This window comes from Burkholderia sp. AU33545 (assembly GCF_020419685.1).
GTDB classification, from domain to species: Bacteria; Pseudomonadota; Gammaproteobacteria; order Burkholderiales; family Burkholderiaceae; genus Burkholderia; species Burkholderia diffusa.
On record NZ_JAIZRQ010000001.1, the window covers coordinates 981,055 to 1,001,423 of the forward strand.

Consider the following 20,369-nt stretch of genomic DNA (forward strand, 5'->3'; position numbering starts at 1 on the left):
CGTTCAGATTGCAGACCAGATTCAACGCGATCTGTCCGAACTCATCATGCGCGAGGTCAAGGACCCGCGCATCGGCATCGTGACCATCCAGAGTGTGGAGCTCACGCCGGACTACGCGCACGCGAAGGTCTATTTCACGGCGCTCACCGGCGATCCGGAGAAGACGCAGGAAGCGCTGAACCACGCATCGGGTCACCTGCACAACCTGCTGTTCAAGCGCCTGCACATCCATACGGTGCCGACGCTGCATTTCCATTACGACCAGACGATCGAAAAGGCGGTGGAAATGTCGCGCCTGATCAAGGAAGCCAACTCGACGCGCGCGAAGGACGACGACGAAGCCGACGCGCCTGCGAAGGGCGAGTGAGCGCGCGTGCCCCAATGACGACTGCAGCTCCTCAGCGTCCACGCGTGCCGCGGCGCGCGCTGGACGGCGTCCTTCTGCTCGACAAGCCGGTCGGCCTGTCGAGTAACGACGCCCTGATTCGCGCGAAGCGCCTGCTTCTCGCGAAGAAAGCCGGCCATACCGGCACGCTCGATCCGCTGGCCTCGGGTCTGTTGCCGCTGTGCTTCGGCGAGGCGACGAAGTTCTCGCAGGACTTGCTGGAAGCGGACAAGACCTACGAAGCGACGATGCGCCTCGGCGTGCGCACGACCACCGGCGATGCTGAAGGCGACGTGCTCGACACGCGCGCCGTCGAATGCGACCGGCCTGCGGTGGAGGCGGCGCTCGCTCGCTTTACCGGCGAGATCGTGCAGGTGCCGCCGATGTATTCGGCGCTCAAGCGCGACGGCAAGCCGCTGTACGAATATGCGCGCGCGGGCCAGACCGTCGAACGGGAAGGCCGCAACGTGACGATCCATGCGCTCGACCTGCTGGCCTGCGAACTTCCGGACGTGACGTTTCGCGTGACTTGCAGCAAGGGTACGTATGTGCGCACGCTGGCGGAGGATATCGGCGAAGCGCTCGGTTGCGGCGCGCATCTGACGATGCTGCGTCGCACGGGCGTCGGCGCTCTGACGCTCGAGCACGCGGTGACGCTGGACGCGCTGTCCGACGCCACCGAAGCAGCGCGCGACGCGTGGCTTCAGCCGGTCGACGCGCTGCTGTCGACGTTTCCGCTGGTGCGTCTCGACGAAGCCTGCGCGAAGCGGTTCCTGCATGGCCAGCGTCTGCCGCTGTCGGCGCTCGATCCGATCGACGCGGCAGAAGGCGAGCGGGTGCGCGTGTACGACGCGGTGCGGCTGCTCGGCGTCGCCCGCAAGGCAAACGGCGTGCTTGCGCCTGAACGTCTCGTCGTGACGGCTCAATGATGCACGGCGCGCTGGCGCCCATCGAAATGAAAAAAGCCCGGTCTCGACCGGGCTTTTTGCTGCGTGAGCGTGTGGGGGCGCGGGCCGGCTCAGTGTGCAGCCGACGCGGCCGCACCCGCATCGCCGCCGCCCGCGCGTTCGGGCTTCGTGATCCAGATCAGTCCGATCAGCAGCACGAAGATCGCCGCCGAGATGTAGAAGAGATCGTTCACGCCGAGCTGCGCGGCCTGCTGCGTGGCCATGTTGTTGATGAGGCCATGCGCCTGGTCCGGCGTCAGCCCGAGGTTGCCCATCTGCGTGACGGCCTGGTTGAACGTCGGGTTGTACACGTTGGTCTGCTCGACCAGTTGCGCGTGATGGAAGTTGTTGCGGTGATCCCACGCGGTCTGGAAGATCGACGTGCCGATACCGCCGCACATGATCCGCACGAAGTTCGACAGGCCCGATGCCGCGGGAATGCGGTGGCCGGGCAGGCCGGACAGCGTGATCGACACGAGCGGAATGAAGAAGCCCGCCATCGCGATGCCTTGCACGAGCGTCGGCAACGTCAGCGACCACTCGTCGACGCCGGTCGTGTAACGCGAGCGCATCCAGAAACACAGTGCGAACGTGAGAAACGCGGCGGTCGCGATGTAGCGTGGATCCGTGCGCGGCAGGAACTTGCCGGTCAGCGGCGACAGCAGAATCGCGAACAGTCCGACCGGCGCCATGACCAGGCCTGCGTCGGTTGCCGTGTAGCCGATCTGGGTTTGCAGCCAGAGCGGCAGCAGCACGAGGTTGCCGAAGTAGAGGCCGTAGCCGACCGCGAGCGCGATCGTGCCGCCCGTGAAGTTGCGCATCCGGAACAGCGACAGGTCCACGACCGGGTGTTCGGCAGTCAGCTCCCAGATCACGAAGAACGCGAACGAGATGAGTGCGATCAGCGCGAGCGCGATGATCGTCGTCGACGCGAACCAGTCGAGATCCTTGCCCTTGTCGAGCATGATCTGCAGCGAGCCGACCCACAGCACGAGCAGCGCGAGACCGACCCCGTCGATCGGCGCGCGGCGCACCGTCGATTCGCGTGTCCGATAGATCGACCACGTGGCGAGTGCGGCGGCGATGCCGACCGGGATGTTCACGTAGAAGATCCACGGCCACGAATAGTTGTCCGAGATCCAGCCGCCGAGAATCGGCCCGGCGACCGGCGCGATCAGCGTCGTCATCGACCATAGCGCGAGCGCCATTGGCGCTTTCGCGCGTGGGTAGCTCGACAGCAGCAGCGATTGCGACAGCGGAATCATCGGCCCGGCGACCGCGCCCTGCAGCACGCGCGACGCGAGCAGGAACGGCAGGCTGGGTGCGAGGCCGCACATCCACGACGAGATGACGAACAGGATGATCGACGCGAGGAACAGGCGAACCTGTCCGAACCGGTCGGTCAGCCAGCCCGTGAGCGGCACGGAGATCGCGTTCGCGACCGCGAACGACGTGATGACCCACGTGCCCTGGTCGGACGACACGCCGAGGTCGCCCGAGATGGTCGGGATCGCGACGTTCGCGATGGACGTGTCGAGCACGTTCATGAACACCGCGAGCGATACCGCGATCGTCCCGAGCACGAGTTGCCCGCCTTGCAGCGGCGGGTGGGAGACAGGAGCCTGTGCCATGTCGGTAGTTTTCCGGAGTCGGAACCGTTACATCATCTTGGCGGTGTTGGTCGATTTCGCCGCGGCCGGGGCCGGCGCGCTGCCGCCGGCGTTCTCGGCGATGATGCGCGCGATCTCGGCGTCGGCTTCGTCGCCATACTTCGCGAACACGTTCGTCTCGTAGACGGTGTTCTGCGCGTTCGCAAGCTGGTCGCCGCGCTCGTCCTTGATGTCGACGTCGACCTGCATCGACAGGCCGATGCGCAGCGGGTGCTTCTCGAGGTCCTTCGGATCGATCTCGATGCGCACCGGCAGGCGCTGCACGACCTTGATCCAGTTGCCCGTCGCGTTCTGCGCCGGCAGCAGCGAGAACGCCGAGCCCGTGCCGGCCGAGAAGCCGACGACCTTGCCGTGGTAGACCGCCGACGAGCCGTAGATATCGGCCGTCAGTTCGACCGGCTGGCCGACGCGCATGTGCTTGAGCTGGACTTCCTTGAAGTTGGCGTCGACCCACACCGCGTTCAGCGGCACGACCGACATCAGCGGGTTGCCGGGCGACACGCGCTGGCCGACCTGCACCGAGCGCTTCGCGACATAGCCGGTGACCGGCGCGGGCAGCACGTTACGCGCGTTCGCGAGGTACGCGTCGCGAACCTTCGCTGCCGCGGCCATCACGTTCGGGTGCGACGCGATCGTCGTGTTCGCGGTCAGTGCGCGGTTCGATGCGAGCTGCTGTTGCGCCGCGTCGACTGACGCCTGCGCGGCGCGCACCGCGTCGCGTGCATGGGAGATTTCTTCCTGCGATACGGCGCCCGTCTGCGCGACGGCCATCCGGCGGCGCAGGTCGTCCTGCGCCTTCGACAGGTCGGACTGGCGCAGCGCGACTTGCGCGCGGTACTGGTCGTCGTTGACGAACAGGCCGCGCACCTGGCGCACCGTCTGCGCGAGGTTGGCCTCGGCCTGCTGCAGCGCGACCTGCGAATCGGCCGGATCGAGGACGACGAGCGGATCGCCGGCCTTGACCGTCTGCGTATCGTCCGCCTTCACGGCGATCACGGTGCCGGTGACCTGCGGCGTGATCTGCACGACGTTGCCGTTCACGTATGCGTCGTCGGTCTCTTCATGGAAGCGCGCGACGAGGAAGTAGTACAGGCCATACGCGATGGCCGCGATCACGATGACCGCGATCAGCAGCGTCATCATCCGCTTGCGTTTCCCGTTGTTCTGCGGCTGGGCGCTGGCGGCATTTTGTTGAGGGTCGCTCATGGCGATTTTCTCCGTCCGTTATTTCGAGTGTCTGCGTAGTGGTGGCGCCGGATCAGTTGGCGGCCTGTTTCGTGTGCTGGTCGGCGTCGGGCGCGGCGAGCCGCGTGCCGGTCGCGTCGAACCCGCCGCCGAGCGCCTTGATCAGCGCGAGCTGCATGTCGCGCCGGCGCATCTTCAGGTTGGTCACGGTCTGTTCCGATGCGAGGCGGTTGCTGTCCGCGGTCAGCACCTGCAACTGCGGCGACAGGCCGGCCTTGTAGCGGATCACGGCGAGGTCGTACGCGCGCGTCGACGCGTCGAGCGCACGCTGCGCGTCGTCCATCTGGCGATCGACCGCGCGGATCGACGCGACCTGGGTGGCGACGTCGTTCAGCGCGTTGATCAGCGTCTGGTTGTAGTTGGCGACCGACAGGTCGAAGTCCGCATAGCGGCCCTTGAGCTGTGCGCGCAATGCGCCGGCATCGAAGATCGGCAGATGGATGGCCGGGCCGAACTGCGCCTGGCGGCTCGCGAAGTTCAGGAATTTGCCCCAGCCGAACGCATCGAAGCCGAAACCTGCCGCGAGGTTCACGTCCGGGAAGAACTCGGCCTTCGCCTCCTTCACGTCGTGCATCGCCGCCTCGACCTGCCAGCGCGCGGCGACGATGTCGGGACGGCGCGATACGAGGTCGGCCGGCAGGTTGCCGGGCAGTGCGACGTCGGCCGTCGGGTTCATCACCGGCGCGGCGATCTGCAGCCCGCGGTCCGGCCCCTTGCCGAGCAGCGCGGCGAGTTGGTAGCGCACGGTCGTGATCTGGCCGTCGAGGTCGGACAGCGACGCCTGGGTCGTCGCGATGTTGCCGCGCGCGGTCTGGCGCTCCACGTTGGTGTCGAGGCCGGCCGACACGCGGCCGTCGGTGATCTTGCCGACCGTCTGGCGGTTGGTGATCTCGCGTTGCGCGATGTCGCGCAGCGCGTACAGTTGCGCAAGCGAGTTGTAGGTGCGGGCGACCGACGATGCGAGCGTGATGCGCGCCTGCTGCATATCGGCTTCGGCGGCTTTTTCCTGCGACACGGCCGTATGCAGGCGCTCGCGGTTCTTGCCCCACAGGTCGAGATCCCACGACGCGCTCGCGAGCGCGTTGTTCTCGCTGTACCACTGGCCGCCGTACGGGGGCGGAAACAGCGCGTTCGACGAATACAGTTCGCGCGTCCACGAGTAGCTGGCTTCGGCCTTCGGCATCAGGTTCGAGCGCGACGATTCGATGTACGACGACGCCTTCGCGATGCGCGCCTGTGCCTGCGCGATCGACGGGCTGCCCTGAAGCGCCTCGTCGATCAGCTTCGGCAGCTGCGGATCGCCGAACTGGTTTGCCCAGTCGAGCGCCGGCCACTGGCCGCCCTGGGCGGGCAGGCTCTGGGCGGTTTCGAATTGCGACGCGGGAGCGATCTGCTCGTCGCTCTTGATGCCGATGTAGTTTGCGCAGCCCGCCAGCGCCAGCGCGGCGACGGCAGCGGCGACGGCGGCGCGGCACGACCCGGCGCGCAGGGACAACGGGGAGGATTTCATCGCGCTGTTTTCTGACTCGGAATGAATGATGGACACTGCAAGGATTTCCTTACATTAATCTGTCAAAAGTAATTGTTATGGCAACTATTACGTGATGGTGCCGCCGCCCGTCTCGCAATAGTTGCTGAGAATGCGGCGCAGCATGCTCTTCAGGAACCCGACTTCTTCCGGCGTAAACCCGTCGAGCAGCTCGTCGAGTACGCTGCGAAACACCGGCGGCAGCCGCTCCGCCAGCGCGCGGCCTTCGTCGGTCAGCTCGAGGCGCACGACCCGCCGATCCTCGATGCTGCGCACACGGGACAGCAGGCCGCGCTTCTCGACGCGATCGAGCAGGCGCGTGACCGCGCTCGCGTCGATCCCGTATTCCCGAGCGAGCTCGGCGGCCGTCGAGCATTTGCCGACCGCGATCATGAACAGCATGCTCGCCTGCGTGCCCGTGATGCCGAGCTCTTCCTGCGTGCGCTGCGTGACGAGGTTGGTCATCACTGATTTCACGCGCGACATCAGATAACCGACGCTGTCGTTCATCTGATACGAAGACAGCGGCGAAACAGGCGATTGGGAAGGAGAATCCGACATAAAACCCTGAAGCTGCAATAGTTGACTAGGCAGCAGTATAGGCACAATTGCTTGCCGCGGCAAATGTTAATCGAACAGGTGAGGGCGCGCTCCGTGCCCCAAAATCCCCTTATCGGCGTCAGGGTTTTCGGCGTGCCGTCGGGCCCGTTGGTCGCGAGCTGGGCAGCGGCAGGGCGGGGTCGTTTGTTGCGCTGCAACGAACAGCCCGGCTCTCGCCACTCTCACGTGCTATAATTTGTGGTTTCCAAGCTGCAACGCGCGCGCACGTGTCCCGGTGACTGACGAGCGTGCGCGTTTGCGCGTTCAACGATTTCCAGGTTTCTATGACCCGCGCCCTTCGCAACATCGCCATCATCGCTCACGTCGACCACGGCAAGACCACGCTCGTCGACCAACTGCTCCGCCAGTCCGGCACCTTCCGCGAGAACCAGCAGATTGCCGAGCGAGTGATGGACTCGAACGACATCGAAAAAGAGCGCGGGATCACGATTCTCGCGAAGAACTGCGCGGTCGAATATGAAGGCACGCACATCAACATCGTCGATACGCCGGGGCACGCGGACTTCGGTGGCGAGGTGGAGCGCGTGCTGTCGATGGTCGACTCGGTGCTGCTGCTCGTCGACGCCGTCGAGGGCCCGATGCCGCAAACGCGCTTCGTCACGAAGAAGGCGCTCGCGCTCGGCCTGAAGCCGATCGTCGTCATCAACAAGATCGACCGTCCGGGCGCGCGGATCGACTGGGTCATCAACCAGACCTTCGACCTGTTCGACAAGCTCGGCGCGACCGAAGAGCAGCTCGACTTCCCGATCGTCTACGCATCGGGCCTCAACGGCTACGCGTCGCTCGATCCGGCGACCCGCGAAGGCGACATGCGTCCGCTGTTCGAGGCGATTCTCGCGCACGTGCCGGTTCGCCCGGCCGATCCGGAAGCGCCGCTGCAGCTCCAGATCACGTCGCTCGACTATTCGACGTACGTCGGCCGGATCGGCGTCGGCCGCATCACGCGCGGCCGCATCAAGCCGGGTCAACCGGTCGTGATGCGCTTCGGTCCGGAAGGCGACGTGCTGAACCGCAAGATCAACCAGGTGCTGTCGTTCAAGGGCCTCGAGCGCGTGCAGGTCGAGTCGGCGGAAGCCGGCGACATCGTGCTGATCAACGGTATCGAAGACGTCGGCATCGGCGCGACGATCTGCGCGGTCGATACGCCGGAAGCGCTGCCGATGATCACCGTTGACGAGCCGACGCTGACGATGAACTTCCTCGTCAACTCGTCGCCGCTGGCCGGCCGCGAAGGCAAGTTCGTGACGAGCCGCCAGATCCGCGATCGTCTGATGAAGGAACTGAATCACAACGTCGCGCTGCGCGTGAAGGACACGGGCGACGAAACGGTGTTCGAAGTGTCGGGCCGCGGCGAACTGCACCTGACGATTCTCGTCGAGAACATGCGCCGTGAAGGCTATGAGCTGGCCGTGTCGCGTCCGCGCGTCGTGATGCAGGAAATCGACGGCGTGCGGCACGAGCCGTACGAGCTGCTGACCGTCGACGTCGAGGACGAGCATCAGGGCGGCGTGATGGAGGAGCTGGGTCGCCGCAAGGGCGAAATGCTCGACATGGCATCGGACGGCCGCGGCCGCACGCGCCTGGAGTACAAGATCTCGGCGCGTGGCCTGATCGGCTTCCAGAGCGAATTCCTGACGCTTACGCGCGGCACGGGTCTGATGAGTCACATCTTCGACTCGTACGCACCGGTCAAGGACGGTTCGGTCTTCGAGCGCCGCAATGGCGTGCTGATCTCGCAGGACGACGGCGCTGCCGTGGCGTACGCACTGTGGAAGCTGCAGGATCGCGGCCGCATGTTCGTGAAGCCGGGCGATGCGCTGTATGAGGGCATGATCATCGGCATCCACAGCCGCGACAACGACCTCGTCGTCAACCCGATCAAGGGCAAGCAGCTGACCAACGTGCGTGCGTCGGGTACCGACGAAGCCGTGCGTCTCGTGCCGCCGGTCCAGATGTCGCTCGAATACGCGGTCGAATTCATCGACGACGACGAGCTCGTGGAAGTGACGCCGCAGTCGATCCGTCTGCGCAAGCGCTTCCTGAAGGAGCACGAGCGTCGCCGCGCGAGCCGTGAAGGCGCGGTCGACTAAGCATCGGCTGTTCCCGTGCATGACGAAAAAGGCTGCCCTTGGGCGGCCTTTTTTGCATCTGCGCAGTGTGCAATCGGGCGGGTTGCAAAACACTGTTCCCGCGCGTCGTGGCAATCCGGCGAAACGCCGCCACGCGGTGCTTTCAGGCACATTTCGTCGTGAACTCCGGTATCGGTTCTGTGATATGCTGCGCGCACGCAAGTTTTAGGTCCTTCCAAGCAAGACTTGATTCGCAATCCGCTAAACGGTCAGGCCGTGTCGCGGAAGGTTGAGTAACCCGCTATTTCTCGAGAAGCTCGAAGAAAGGTGAGCGTAAAATGTCAGATGTAATGAAGCAGTTTCAGCTGAACTCCTATCTGTTCGGCGGCAATGCTTCGTACGTTGAAGAACTGTACGATGCATACCTCAACAATCCGGCATCGGTGCCGGAGAATTGGCGAGAGTATTTCGACGCGCTGCAGAACGTGCCTGCAACCGACGGATCGAATGCCAATGACGTCGCTCATTTCCCGATCGTCGAATCGTTTGCCGAGCGTGCGAAGGCCAATGCCTTCATCCCGCGCGAAAGCACGAGCAATCTGGCGACCGCACGCAAGCAGGTCCACGTCCAGTCCCTCATCAGCGCATATCGCTTCCTCGGCTCGCAATGGGCCAATCTGGATCCGCTGAAGCGTCGCGAACGTCCCGCCATCCCCGAACTCGAACCCGCGTTCTACGACTTCTCCGAAGGCGACCTCGACCAGACGTACAGCGCAAGCAACCTGTATTTCGGTTTCGACCAGGCTTCGCTGCGCGACATCGTCAAGGGCCTGCGTGACACGTACTGCGGCACGATCGGCGCCGAATACATGTACATCAGCGATCCGGAGCAGAAGCGCTGGTGGCAGGAGCGTCTGGAATCGACCCGCGCGACGCCGTCCTTCTCGATCGACAAGAAGAAGCACATCCTGAATCGCCTGACGGCAGCGGAAGGTCTCGAGCGCTATCTGCACACCAAGTACGTCGGCCAGAAGCGCTTCTCGCTCGAAGGCGGCGAAAGCTTCATCGCGGCGATGGACGAAGTCGTCCAGCACGCAGGCAAGACCGGCGTGCAGGAAATCATCATCGGCATGGCGCACCGCGGCCGTCTGAACGTGCTGGTCAACACGCTGGGCAAGATGCCGGCCGACCTGTTCGCCGAATTCGAAGGCAAGCACGTCGACGACCTGCCGGCAGGTGACGTGAAGTACCACAAGGGCTTCTCGTCGGACGTGTCGACCGAAGGCGGCCCGGTTCACCTGTCGCTCGCGTTCAACCCGTCGCACCTCGAAATCGTGAACCCGGTGGTCGAAGGTTCGGCGAAGGCACGGATGGATCGTCGCGGCGACGAAGACGGCCTGCAGGTGCTGCCGGTTCAGATCCACGGTGACGCGGCCTTCGCTGGCCAGGGCGTCGTGATGGAAACGCTGAACCTCGCGCAGACGCGCGGTTACGGCACGCACGGCACGCTGCACATCGTCATCAACAACCAGATCGGCTTCACGACGTCCGACCCGCGCGACGCGCGCTCGACGCTGTACTGTACCGACGTGGTCAAGATGATCGAAGCGCCGGTGCTGCACGTGAACGGCGACGATCCGGAAGCCGTCGTGCTCGCGATCCAGATCGCGATCGACTACCGGATGCAGTTCCACAAGGATGTCGTGATCGACATCGTCTGCTTCCGCAAGCTGGGTCACAACGAGCAGGACACGCCGGCGGTCACGCAGCCGCTGATGTACAAGAAGATCGCGCAGCACCCGGGCACCCGTGCGCTGTACGCCGAGAAGCTCGTGCAGCAGGGCGTGATCACCGCGGAAGACGCCGACAACTACGTGAAGGCGTACCGCAAGGCGATGGACGACGGCCACCACACCGTCGATCCGGTTCTGTCGAACTACAAGAGCAAGTACGCGGTCGACTGGGTTCCGTTCCTGAACCGCAAGTGGACGGATGCAGCCGATACGGCCGTGCCGCTCGCCGAACTGAAGCGCCTCGGCGAACGCATCACGACGGTCCCGGAAAACTTCAAGGTCCACCCGCTCGTCGAGCGCGTGATCAATGACCGCCGCAACATGGCGCGCGGCGACCAGCCGCTCGACTGGGGCATGGGCGAACACCTCGCATTTGCTTCGCTCGTCGCATCGGGCTACTCGGTGCGCCTGACGGGCCAGGACTCGGGCCGCGGCACGTTCACGCACCGTCACGCGGTGCTGCACGACCAGAACCGCGAGCGCTGGAACGACGGCACGTACGTGCCGCTGCAGAACATCGCTGAAGGCCAGGCGAAGTTCACGGTGATCGACTCGGTGCTGTCGGAAGAAGCGGTGCTGGGCTTCGAATACGGTTACTCGACCGCCGAGCCGAACACGCTCGTGCTGTGGGAAGCCCAGTTCGGCGACTTCGTCAACGGCGCGCAGGTCGTGATCGACCAGTTCATCTCGTCGGGCGAAGTGAAGTGGGGCCGCGTGTCGGGTCTCACGATGCTGCTGCCGCACGGCTACGAAGGCCAGGGTCCGGAACACTCGTCGACGCGTATCGAGCGTTTCCTGCAGCTGTGTGCCGATCACAACATGCAGGTCGTTCAACCGACGACGCCGGCGCAGATTTTCCACCTGCTGCGTCGCCAGATGATCCGTCTGTTCCGCAAGCCGCTGATCGTCGCAACGCCGAAGTCGCTGCTGCGTCACAAGGAAGCGGTGTCGGACCTGTCGGAACTCGCGAAGGGTTCGTTCCAGCCGGTGATCGGCGAAACCGACGGCGGCATCGACGCGAAGAAGGTCAAGCGCGTGCTGGCATGCTCGGGCCGCGTGTATTACGACCTCGTCGCACACCGCCGCGAAGCGAAGGCGAACGACGTCGCGATCATCCGTATCGAGCAGCTGTATCCGTTCGCGCACAAGCAGTTCGAAGCCGAAATGAAGAAGTACGAGAACGCGACTGAAGTGGTCTGGGTGCAGGACGAGCCGCAGAACCAGGGCCCCTGGTTCTACGTCGAGCACCACCTGAAGGAAGGCATGAAGGAAGGGCAGAAGCTGGCATACAGCGGCCGTCCGGCTTCGGCCTCGCCGGCGGTTGGCTACTACGCGAAGCACTACGAGCAGCAGAAGGCCCTCATCGAAGGTGCGTTCGGCCGCCTGAAGAGCGCATCGATCGCGAAATAACCGACGTCAAGCGAAACGGGAGGGCGCGCGGCGCTTTCCCGTCTCTTTTGGCCCGCCGGGCGCGTCGCGCGCCGCACCGGCCGAAGGAATCGCACGAACCTCGTCATTACCCAGATTAAGCATCCAGGAAAATCACATGGCTATCGTAGAAGTCAAAGTCCCCCAGCTTTCGGAGTCGGTTTCGGAAGCCACCATGCTGCAGTGGAAGAAGAAGCCGGGCGAAGCAGTCGCGCAGGACGAAATCCTGATCGAACTCGAGACCGACAAGGTCGTGCTTGAAGTGCCGGCGCCGGCCGCGGGCGTGCTCGCGCAAGTGCTGCAGAACGACGGTGACACGGTCGTCGCCGACCAGATCATCGCGACGATCGACACCGAAGCGAAGGCAGGTGCTGCCGAAGCAGCGGCGGGCGCCGCCGAAGTCAAGCCGGCAGCAGCACCCGCTGCAGCCGCACCGGCAGCGCAGCCGGCTGCCGCAGTTGCATCGAGCTCGGCCGCTGCATCGCCGGCCGCAGCGAAGCTGCTGGCCGAGAAGGGCCTGTCGACGGGCGACGTCGCGGGTTCGGGCCGCGACGGCCGCGTCACGAAGGGCGACGCGCTGGCCGCAGGCAGCGCGCCGAAGGCCGCTCCGGCCGCCGCACCGGCGAAGACCGCCGCAGCAAAGCCGTCGCTGCCGGAAGTGAAGGTGCCGGCGTCGGCCGCGACGTGGCTGAACGACCGTCCGGAACAGCGCGTGCCGATGTCGCGCCTGCGTGCGCGTATCGCCGAGCGTCTGCTCGAGTCGCAGCAGACCAACGCAATCCTGACGACGTTCAACGAAGTCAACATGGCTCCGGTCATGGAGCTGCGCAACAAGTACAAGGACAAGTTCGAGAAGGAACATGGCGTGAAGCTCGGCTTCATGTCGTTCTTCGTGAAGGCGGCCGTGCATGCGCTGAAGAAGTTCCCGCTCGTGAACGCGTCGATCGACGGTAACGATATCGTCTACCACGGCTACTTCGATATCGGTATCGCCGTCGGCTCGCCGCGCGGCCTCGTGGTGCCGATCCTGCGCAATGCCGATCAACTGAGCCTCGCGGACATCGAGAAGAAGATTGCCGAATTCGGTCAGAAGGCGAAGGACGGCAAGCTGTCGATCGAGGAAATGACGGGCGGTACGTTCTCGATCTCGAACGGCGGTGTGTTCGGCTCGATGCTGTCGACGCCGATCATCAACCCGCCGCAGTCGGCCATCCTCGGCGTGCACGCGACGAAGGAGCGCCCGGTCGTCGAAAACGGCCAGATCGTGATCCGTCCGATCAACTACCTGGCACTGTCGTACGACCACCGCATCATCGACGGCCGCGAAGCCGTCCTGTCGCTCGTCGCGATGAAGGATGCGCTGGAAGATCCGGCACGCCTGCTGCTCGACCTGTAAGCCGAGTCTCACTGCATTGACCCGCTCCGCACGCTCGCGTACACGCGCGACCGTGCGGGCGTACAAGTAGAAAGGATTGTCATGTCCAAGGAATTTGACGTCGTCGTGATCGGCGCTGGCCCCGGCGGCTACATCGCCGCGATTCGCGCCGCGCAGCTCGGCAAGACCGTTGCCTGTATCGAGAAGTGGAAGAACCCGGCCGGCGCGCTGAAGCTCGGCGGTACCTGCCTGAACGTCGGCTGCATTCCGTCGAAGGCGCTGCTCGCTTCGTCGGAAGAGTTCGAGAACACGTCGCATCACCTGGCCGACCACGGCATCACGGTCGACGGCGTGAAGATCGACGTCGCGAAGATGCTCGGCCGCAAGGATGCGATCGTCGAGAAGATGACGAGCGGGATCGAGTTCCTGTTCAAGAAGAACAAGATCACCTGGCTGAAGGGCCATGGCAAGTTCACCGGCAAGACCGACGCCGGCGTGCAGATCGAAGTGAGCGGCGAGGGTGAAGCCGAAGTCGTCACCGCGAAGAACGTGATCATCGCGACGGGCTCGAAGGCGCGTCACCTGCCGAACATTCCGGTCGACAACAAGATCGTGTCGGACAACGAAGGTGCGCTGACGTTCGACTCGGTGCCGAAGAAGCTCGCCGTGATCGGCGCAGGTGTGATCGGCCTCGAACTCGGCTCGGTGTGGCGTCGCCTGGGCGCCGAAGTGACGGTGCTCGAAGCGCTGCCGGCCTTCCTCGGCGCGGCTGACGAAGCGCTCGCGAAGGAAGCGGCCAAGCTGTTCAAGAAGCAAGGCCTCGACATCCATCTCGGCGTGAAGATCGGTGACGTGAAGACGACGGCGAACGGTGTGTCGATCGCCTACACCGACAAGGACGGCAACGCGCAGACGCTCGACGCCGACCGCCTGATCGTGTCGGTCGGCCGCGTGCCGAACACCGACAACCTCGGCCTCGAGGCGATCGGCCTGAAGGCGAACGAGCGCGGTTTCATCGACGTGGACGACCACTGCCGTACCGCGGTGCCGAACGTCTATGCGATCGGCGACGTGGTGCGTGGCCCGATGCTCGCACACAAGGCGGAAGACGAAGGCGTGCTGGTCGCGGAAGTGATCGACGGCCAGAAGCCGCACATCGACTACAACTGCATTCCGTGGGTGATCTACACGTACCCGGAAATTGCATGGGTCGGCAAGACGGAACAGCAACTGAAGGCGGAAGGCCGCGAGATCAAGTCGGGCAAGTTCCCGTTCTCGATCAACGGTCGCGCGCTCGGCATGAACGCGCCGGACGGTTTCGTGAAGATGATCGCGGACGCGAAGACCGACGAACTGCTCGGCGTGCACGTGATCGCCGCGAACGCGTCGGACCTGATCGCGGAAGCCGTGGTGGCGATGGAGTTCAAGGCGGCGTCGGAAGACATCGCCCGCATTTGCCATCCGCACCCGTCGATGTCGGAAGTGATGCGCGAAGCGGCGCTCGCCGTCGACAAGCGCTCGCTGAACAGCTGAGCACGGTGTAGCGCCTGCCGGCCACCGGCCGGCGCAGCCGTCTCATGACGAAGGCGGGCGGGGTTTCCCGCTCGCCTTCGTTCTTTCCGGTTTGCCCGATGAACGTCACCGAATACTACACGCGCGAATTGACCACGCGCGGCTATCAGTCCGATCCCGCCCAGCGCGCGGCCGTCGATCGCCTGCAGCGCTGTTTCGACGAGTGGGTCGAATACAAGTCGCGCCGCTCGAACGCGTTCAAGAAGCTCATCATTCATCCGGACCTGCCGCGCGGCGTCTACATGTGGGGCGGCGTCGGCCGCGGCAAGAGCTTCCTGATGGACAGCTTCTACGCGGTGGTGCCCGTGCAGCGCAAGACGCGCCTGCACTTCCACGAATTCATGCGTGAGGTACACCGCGAACTCGAGGAACTGAAAGGACAGGCCGATCCGCTCGACGAGCTCGCGCGACGCATCGCCAAGCGCTACCGACTGATCTGCTTCGACGAATTCCATGTGTCGGACATCGCGGACGCGATGATCCTGTACCGGCTGCTCGATCGCCTGTTCAACAACGGCGTGCAGTTCGTGATGACGTCCAACTACGATCCCGACGATCTGTATCCCGACGGCCTGCATCGCGACCGCATGCTGCCGGCGATCGCGCTGATCAAGCAAAAGCTCGACGTGCTGAACGTCGACGCGGGCGTCGACTATCGCCAGCGCACGCTCGCGCAGGTGCAGATGTACCACACGCCGCTCGGCGCGGACGCCGATCGCGAACTGCGTCATGCATTCGGGAAGCTCGCCGCGGTGCCGGACGAAAGCCCGATCCTGCATATCGAGAAGCGCGAGCTGAAGGCGCTGCGCAAGGCCGACGGGGTCGTCTGGTTCGATTTCGCGACGCTGTGCGGCGGCCCGCGTTCGCAGAACGATTATCTCGAGCTTGCCAGCCGCTTCCATGCGATCGTGCTGTCGGAAGTGCCGCAGATGTCGCCGCGGATGGCGTCCGAGGCGCGGCGCTTCACCTGGCTCATCGACGTGCTCTACGACCACAAGGTCAAGCTGCTGATGTCCGCCGCGGTGCCGGCGGAGCAGTTGTACGTCGAAGGACCGATGGCGAACGAATTCGCGCGCACGGTATCGCGGATCGTCGAGATGCAGTCGAAGGAGTACCTCGAAACGCCGCGCCGTATCGTCGATACTTCGCTGACCTGATCGCGGTTTTCGACAAGCGACGGAGTTCAAACGTCAATTCCGGTCAAATTCCCGCAATCTCGGGGTATTTTCGGACTTGTCTTATGTTCAGGGTTGAGGGCAGTCGATATCGTGTGTCATGGTTCCTAAGGCTGGAGATGTCCATGACACCGTATCGCGATCTGACCGACCATGAGTGGCGCTGCGTCGTGCCGCTTCTGCCCGAAATGCAGCCGCGCACCGAGTTGCGCGGCCGTCCGTTGGCCAACACGCGCGCCGTCCTGAACGGCGTACTCTGGGTGATTTACAGCGGCGCGACCTGGTCCGCGATGCCGCGTCGCTACCCTTCGTACCAGACATGCCATCGCCGCTTCAAGGTCTGGCACGAGACCGGCACGTTGATGCAGGTGATGCGCGAGCTGTACGGCGACGCCGGCGTGAATCTGTGCAAGGAACTGTCCACGCGCATGCGCAAGCACGCGCAGTCGAAGGCGGCGGAGGTGCGCAGTGCTGCGGCGCCTGCGTATCGTGCCCCCGGTAGCTATGCACCGGACGCGCTGAAGCATGCAGCGTGATGTCGATCGATTTCATTCACGCTCATATCAAAACAAAATCGGCCTGCGACGTCGTCGTCAGGCCGATTTTTCATTGCGTTGCGCGTATCGATGCGCTTCGCGTTATTGCGCGCGAACCCAGGTCTGCGATCGGCCGAGCAGCGACACGCCGATGTAGCCGCGCACGACGAGCTTCTGGCCGCCGTCTTCCAGCGACATCTTGCACTTGTAGACCTTGCCGTTTTCCGGGTCGAGGATATTGCCGCCGTCCCAGTGGTCGCCGTCCTTCTTCATCGCCTTGATGATCGTCATGCCCTTGATGAGCTGATCCTTGCGCTCGTCCGTGCACGCGGTGCAGCGGCGATCGGGCGTGTCGTTGGCGCCGAGGCCCTTGACGACCTTGCCCGACAGCGAGCCTTCGCCGTCATCGGCGATCTGCACGAGCGCCTTCGGTTGATGCGTGTTGTCGTCGATCGTCTGCCACATGCCGACGGGGTTGTCGGCTTGGGCGAACGCAGGTGCGGCGCAAGCGAGCAGCGCGCTTGCGATTGCCAGAGTGCGCAACGGGCGGGTCAGTTGAATCATCGTCTTCCTCCTTGTGTCATTTCGTATTCGATGCGCCCGCACGACCGTCTGCATGGGGCGGTGGCATGTTGCGAGCTTCGCCAGAATACGTGAAACCGCGCGCTGCGTTTGATAGAGGGGGTTCTAATCCAAACAGCCTGTGAGACGCAGGCTGTTTGGTGACCGATCAGTTGAGCTGATACGAGAACGCAGCATTCACGCGCGGGCTGCGCGACGCGCTTTCAACCGGCGCATCGCCCACCGGCTTCGCGATATTCAGGTCGAGGCTGTAGTAACGGCTGTCCGTAAACCGCACGCCGATACCGACCGACGACAGGCGGCTCGGCGACGGCGTGCCGGTATGCAGATACACGCGCGCCATGTCGTACGCGATGTATGGCGTGACGGATTTCATATACGTCCAGCCCGGCGTGAAGCCGCGGTTGACCTCCAGCGACATTCCCCAGCCCGAGTCGCCCGACGTTTCGCCGGGCTGGTAGCCCAGCGCATAGCGCGTCGAACCGAACGAGATCTGTTCCGACGTCGGCAGCGAGTCGGGGCTGTACTGGCCGGTCAGCGAGACCGACGTGCCGATCTTGAACGGCCATTCGTTGGTCTGCGTGAAGGTTGCGCCGGTGCGGACGAACGTCAGCGAGATCGGGCTGTCCACCGATGTCGTGTTCGAGCCGATCGTGATGTCCTGCGATTTCGACGCGCCGAGAATGTTGAAACCCTTCGCGACGTTGACGCTCAGCTTCTGTACCTGCTTGGCCGACACGCTCGTGTAGTCGAGCTGCATTTGCAGCACGCGAACTTGCGAGCGCGTGTCGATGCTGTTGCCCGAAATCTTGTTCTGGTAACGGTCCTCGTTGTGCGACGCATAGCCCGACACGGTGCCGAGCAGGCTGCGCTGGTTGTTCAGCAGCAACGGATAGGATGCCGAAAGACCGAGCTTCTCGTTCTTGACGGTGCGCTCGACGGTCGACGGCAGCCCCGGATTGTCGGTCGGCTTGCCGCGATACGTGCTGGCGTCGAGGCGCGTGACCAGGCCGCTGCTGCCGACCGGCACCGCGCCGCTGAACGCGACGTAGGTTTGCTTGTCGCGTCCGGGCGGCACCAGCGCGGAAATGCTCAATTGCTCGCCAAACGACGTGAGGCCGTTCTCCGTCGCGGTGATGAGGCCCTGCACGCCCGGGTGATTGAAATCGATGCCGGTGCTGATGTTGAATGCCTTGCGGTCGACGGCCAGTTCGAGCGTCGTTGCGCCGTCGGTCGTCTGCGGCGGCGGAACATTGGCCTTCACCGTCACGCCGGGCAGCAGGCCGAACGTATTCACGTAGCGTTCGAACGTCGCGCGGCGCAGCGGGCGATCGGCCGTGATGTGCGCGGCGATCGCGCGGATCTTCGATTCCATCGCGCCGGGCTTGCCGGTGACCTTGACGTCCGACACATAGCCTTCGACCACCGTGACGCGCACGACACCGTTCTCGAACGTCTGCGCGGGAATGAACGCGAACGACAGCGCATAGCCGCGATCCTGGTACAGCTTGGTCACGCCGTTCGCGGTTTCGATCAGCTCGCCGATCGTGATGTCCTTGCCGACGAGGGGCGTGAAGCGACGCGAGATTTCGTCGAACGGCACCGACTTGACGCCTTCGACCTGGAACGTCGTCGGCGTCAGATGCCGCGACAGCAGCTCCTGCAGTTGCGGTGCCTGCGGCGCGACCTGCACGGTGACGCTCGGGCCTTTCTGCGGTGCGTTGATCTGGGGGAGCGAATCGAGCGGGTTACCTGCCGCGCGCGTTTGTGCATGTGCCGTGCCTGCTGCCGCGATGGCGAGCAGCATCATCCATCTGTCGAGTCTGGATTTCATTGTTCTTCCTCGTAGGCCTTGCTTTTCGTCTTCTTTCTAATGCAGGCGCGCGACACCAGGGTGTCGCGCGCCGCGTGCCGCATTGCCGGTTGTGTTTGTACGGTCGCGCCTTTTGTTCCGGCTGCAAAGGCGCGAACGTCCTCCTTATTTGCCAACGCTACCCAGCGTGCCCAGCAACCCCGTTACCGGCGCGAGGAGCCCCGTCGAGCTGCCCGACGATGCCGTCCCCGTCACGCCGCCGACGAGCGACGTGACCGGTGCGAGCGGACTCGACGAAGCCCCGGACCCCGCTGCACCGCCGACTGCCCCGGTGACAGTATTCAGCAAACCGGTGACAGGCGCGAGAGGGTTTGCACCGCCTGCGCCACCCGTTGCGCCGCCGAGCGTGCCCGTCACCGTCGACACGAGACCGGTGATCGGCGCGAGCGGGCCGCCGCTGGCGCCGCCCGCTGCACCGCCGAGTGCACCGGTGACGGTGGAGACGAGGCCAGTAACCGGCGCGAGCGGGTTGCTGCCCGAGCCACCCGTTGCGCCACCGAGTGCGCCGGTGAGCGAACCGAGCGGCGTCGAACCGAGACCGGACAGCAGGCCGCCGAGCGGGTTCGTCGAGCTGGAGCCCGACGACGAGCCGTTTTGTACGGTAGCGGTCGAGCCGCCGACGAGGCTCGTGATCAGGCCGGGGATCGGCGCCGCGCCGTTCGGCCCGTTCGGATTCACGAGCCCGCCTGCGTTGGTTACGGTGTTGCCGACCGCGGTGACGAGCTGGCCGACGTCGCCGACGAGCGGCTGATTCGACGTGCTGCCGACCTGCTTGCCCGCCGAGCTGATTGCGCTGCCGATCTGGCCCAGCAGGCCCGACACCGGTTGCCCGAGACCCGTGGTCGTGCCGACCTGCTGCGTGACCTGACCCGCGGTGATCACCAGCGGCGTGATTGCCGAACTGAGCGGCTGCGTCACTTGCTGCACGGCGCCCGATGACAGCGTCGAGCCGATCGTCGTGCCCGCGGCCGACAGCCCGTTGGCGACCGTGTCGAGCACGGTGCCGACCGGCGTCGTGACAGGGGCGAGCGGCGCGAGCTGACCCGTGCCGAGTGCCTTGACCGTCGAGCTCAGCCCGGACACGGTGTTGCTCGTCGCGCCGACGACGTTCCCGAGGCCGGCGACCGTCGTGCCGACGGGATCCTTGATCGAGCCGGTCTGTCCGAGCCCGTTGCTCAACGCATCGGCAGCCGCGTTGATGATCGTGCCGGTGCTCGAGACGGTGCTGCCGACGCCCTTCGTCACGCCGTCGCCGAGGCCCGGCACGCTGATGTTGCCGATCGTGCTGCCGAGATCGGTTGCGGTCTGGCCGATCGTGCTGACAGCGCCCTTGGTGCCGGTGGACGAGCCACTGGTGCCGCTCGTGCCGCTGGTACCGCTCGTGCCGCTGGAACTGCCGCCGTTGTTGCTGGACGGTGGCGTGCTGACGCTGTTGCCGCCGCAGGCAGCCAGCAGGCACGCTGCAGCGAAGGCGGTGAGGGGCGCGCGCCATTGGCGCAGGACGGCCGTCGTGATGGAACGTTGCTGGGACATGATGGACTCCTCGCTGTCTTGTCGATGAATGGATGTT

The 20,369-nt window shown here is 64.6% G+C and carries 15 protein-coding genes; 8 read left to right on the top strand and 7 right to left on the bottom strand.

Going from position 1 to position 20,369, the window contains the following annotated elements:
• Window positions 1-46: 46 nt before the first annotated feature.
• Window positions 47-367 carry a 30S ribosome-binding factor RbfA gene (rbfA, locus tag LGM71_RS04505; RefSeq protein ID WP_409360411.1) on the top strand — a complete coding sequence of 107 codons (321 nt, stop codon included), beginning with the start codon at window positions 47-49 and terminating at the stop codon, window positions 365-367.
• Window positions 368-381: 14 nt separating this feature from the next.
• Window positions 382-1,314 carry a tRNA pseudouridine(55) synthase TruB gene (gene truB / locus LGM71_RS04510; RefSeq protein WP_226114104.1) on the top strand — a complete coding sequence of 311 codons (933 nt, stop codon included), beginning with the start codon at window positions 382-384 and terminating at the stop codon, window positions 1,312-1,314.
• Window positions 1,315-1,403: 89 nt separating this feature from the next.
• Here the strand turns inward: truB and LGM71_RS04515 are convergent, their stop codons facing one another.
• From LGM71_RS04515 to LGM71_RS04530, 4 genes are all read right to left on the bottom strand, one after another.
• The gene (locus LGM71_RS04515) at window positions 1,404-2,963 is read right to left on the bottom strand and encodes a DHA2 family efflux MFS transporter permease subunit (protein ID WP_151048709.1); all 1,560 of its coding nucleotides are present in this window, start codon (window positions 2,961-2,963) and stop codon (window positions 1,404-1,406) included.
• 27 nt (window positions 2,964-2,990) lie between these two features.
• A complete protein-coding gene (locus LGM71_RS04520) occupies window positions 2,991-4,208 on the bottom strand; it encodes an efflux RND transporter periplasmic adaptor subunit (protein WP_226114105.1) in 1,218 nt (405 codons plus the stop codon).
• A gap of 52 nt (window positions 4,209-4,260) precedes the next feature.
• Window positions 4,261-5,757, bottom strand: coding sequence for an efflux transporter outer membrane subunit (locus LGM71_RS04525; protein ID WP_226114106.1), 1,497 nt, complete (start codon window positions 5,755-5,757; stop codon window positions 4,261-4,263).
• A gap of 87 nt (window positions 5,758-5,844) precedes the next feature.
• Window positions 5,845-6,336, bottom strand: coding sequence for a MarR family winged helix-turn-helix transcriptional regulator (locus tag LGM71_RS04530; RefSeq protein WP_226114107.1), 492 nt, complete (start codon window positions 6,334-6,336; stop codon window positions 5,845-5,847).
• A gap of 323 nt (window positions 6,337-6,659) precedes the next feature.
• Here LGM71_RS04530 and typA point away from each other — a divergent pair, with 323 nt between their 5' ends.
• From typA to LGM71_RS04560, 6 genes are all read left to right on the top strand, one after another.
• Window positions 6,660-8,486: a translational GTPase TypA gene (gene typA / locus LGM71_RS04535; RefSeq protein ID WP_059467636.1), complete on the top strand. Its 1,827-nt coding sequence runs from the start codon at window positions 6,660-6,662 to the stop codon at window positions 8,484-8,486.
• 317 nt (window positions 8,487-8,803) lie between these two features.
• Window positions 8,804-11,668: a 2-oxoglutarate dehydrogenase E1 component gene (locus LGM71_RS04540; protein WP_059608555.1), complete on the top strand. Its 2,865-nt coding sequence runs from the start codon at window positions 8,804-8,806 to the stop codon at window positions 11,666-11,668.
• A gap of 136 nt (window positions 11,669-11,804) precedes the next feature.
• Window positions 11,805-13,082, top strand: a complete 1,278-nt coding sequence (gene odhB / locus LGM71_RS04545) for a 2-oxoglutarate dehydrogenase complex dihydrolipoyllysine-residue succinyltransferase (RefSeq protein ID WP_124625680.1) — start codon at window positions 11,805-11,807, stop codon at window positions 13,080-13,082.
• 81 nt (window positions 13,083-13,163) lie between these two features.
• Window positions 13,164-14,594, top strand: a complete 1,431-nt coding sequence (gene lpdA / locus LGM71_RS04550; protein ID WP_057924323.1) for a dihydrolipoyl dehydrogenase — start codon at window positions 13,164-13,166, stop codon at window positions 14,592-14,594.
• Between the two features lie 98 nt (window positions 14,595-14,692).
• Complete coding sequence (zapE, locus tag LGM71_RS04555; RefSeq protein ID WP_124625682.1) at window positions 14,693-15,790, top strand: cell division protein ZapE; 1,098 nt, start codon at window positions 14,693-14,695, stop codon at window positions 15,788-15,790.
• 143 nt (window positions 15,791-15,933) lie between these two features.
• The gene (locus tag LGM71_RS04560; RefSeq protein WP_059608552.1) at window positions 15,934-16,344 is read left to right on the top strand and encodes a transposase; all 411 of its coding nucleotides are present in this window, start codon (window positions 15,934-15,936) and stop codon (window positions 16,342-16,344) included.
• 102 nt (window positions 16,345-16,446) lie between these two features.
• On the opposite strand, the gene LGM71_RS04565 is transcribed toward LGM71_RS04560, so the two are convergent.
• The 3 genes from LGM71_RS04565 to LGM71_RS04575 all read right to left on the bottom strand — a co-directional run bounded on the left by LGM71_RS04565 (window position 16,447) and on the right by LGM71_RS04575 (window position 20,332).
• Window positions 16,447-16,908: a DUF2147 domain-containing protein gene (locus LGM71_RS04565; protein ID WP_124625684.1), complete on the bottom strand. Its 462-nt coding sequence runs from the start codon at window positions 16,906-16,908 to the stop codon at window positions 16,447-16,449.
• Window positions 16,909-17,074: 166 nt separating this feature from the next.
• Entirely contained in the window at window positions 17,075-18,760 is a 1,686-nt protein-coding gene (locus tag LGM71_RS04570) for a ShlB/FhaC/HecB family hemolysin secretion/activation protein (protein WP_059608550.1), read from the bottom strand.
• Between the two features lie 144 nt (window positions 18,761-18,904).
• Window positions 18,905-20,332, bottom strand: a complete 1,428-nt coding sequence (locus tag LGM71_RS04575) for a collagen-like triple helix repeat-containing protein (protein WP_226114108.1) — start codon at window positions 20,330-20,332, stop codon at window positions 18,905-18,907.
• Window positions 20,333-20,369 lie beyond the last annotated feature (37 nt).

Bases quoted from the DNA above. Each gene is read 5' to 3' on its own strand.
- rbfA (WP_409360411.1), top strand. From the start codon at position 47: ATGCGCGAGGTCAAGGACCCGCGCATCGGCATCGTGACCATCCAGAGT.
- truB (WP_226114104.1), top strand. From the start codon at position 382: ATGACGACTGCAGCTCCTCAGCGTCCACGCGTGCCGCGGCGCGCGCTG.
- LGM71_RS04515 (WP_151048709.1), bottom strand. From the start codon at position 2,963: ATGGCACAGGCTCCTGTCTCCCACCCGCCGCTGCAAGGCGGGCAACTC.
- LGM71_RS04520 (WP_226114105.1), bottom strand. From the start codon at position 4,208: ATGAGCGACCCTCAACAAAATGCCGCCAGCGCCCAGCCGCAGAACAAC.
- LGM71_RS04525 (WP_226114106.1), bottom strand. From the start codon at position 5,757: ATGAAATCCTCCCCGTTGTCCCTGCGCGCCGGGTCGTGCCGCGCCGCC.
- LGM71_RS04530 (WP_226114107.1), bottom strand. From the start codon at position 6,336: ATGTCGGATTCTCCTTCCCAATCGCCTGTTTCGCCGCTGTCTTCGTAT.
- typA (WP_059467636.1), top strand. From the start codon at position 6,660: ATGACCCGCGCCCTTCGCAACATCGCCATCATCGCTCACGTCGACCAC.
- LGM71_RS04540 (WP_059608555.1), top strand. From the start codon at position 8,804: ATGTCAGATGTAATGAAGCAGTTTCAGCTGAACTCCTATCTGTTCGGC.
- odhB (WP_124625680.1), top strand. From the start codon at position 11,805: ATGGCTATCGTAGAAGTCAAAGTCCCCCAGCTTTCGGAGTCGGTTTCG.
- lpdA (WP_057924323.1), top strand. From the start codon at position 13,164: ATGTCCAAGGAATTTGACGTCGTCGTGATCGGCGCTGGCCCCGGCGGC.
- zapE (WP_124625682.1), top strand. From the start codon at position 14,693: ATGAACGTCACCGAATACTACACGCGCGAATTGACCACGCGCGGCTAT.
- LGM71_RS04560 (WP_059608552.1), top strand. From the start codon at position 15,934: ATGACACCGTATCGCGATCTGACCGACCATGAGTGGCGCTGCGTCGTG.
- LGM71_RS04565 (WP_124625684.1), bottom strand. From the start codon at position 16,908: ATGATTCAACTGACCCGCCCGTTGCGCACTCTGGCAATCGCAAGCGCG.
- LGM71_RS04570 (WP_059608550.1), bottom strand. From the start codon at position 18,760: ATGAAATCCAGACTCGACAGATGGATGATGCTGCTCGCCATCGCGGCA.
- LGM71_RS04575 (WP_226114108.1), bottom strand. From the start codon at position 20,332: ATGTCCCAGCAACGTTCCATCACGACGGCCGTCCTGCGCCAATGGCGC.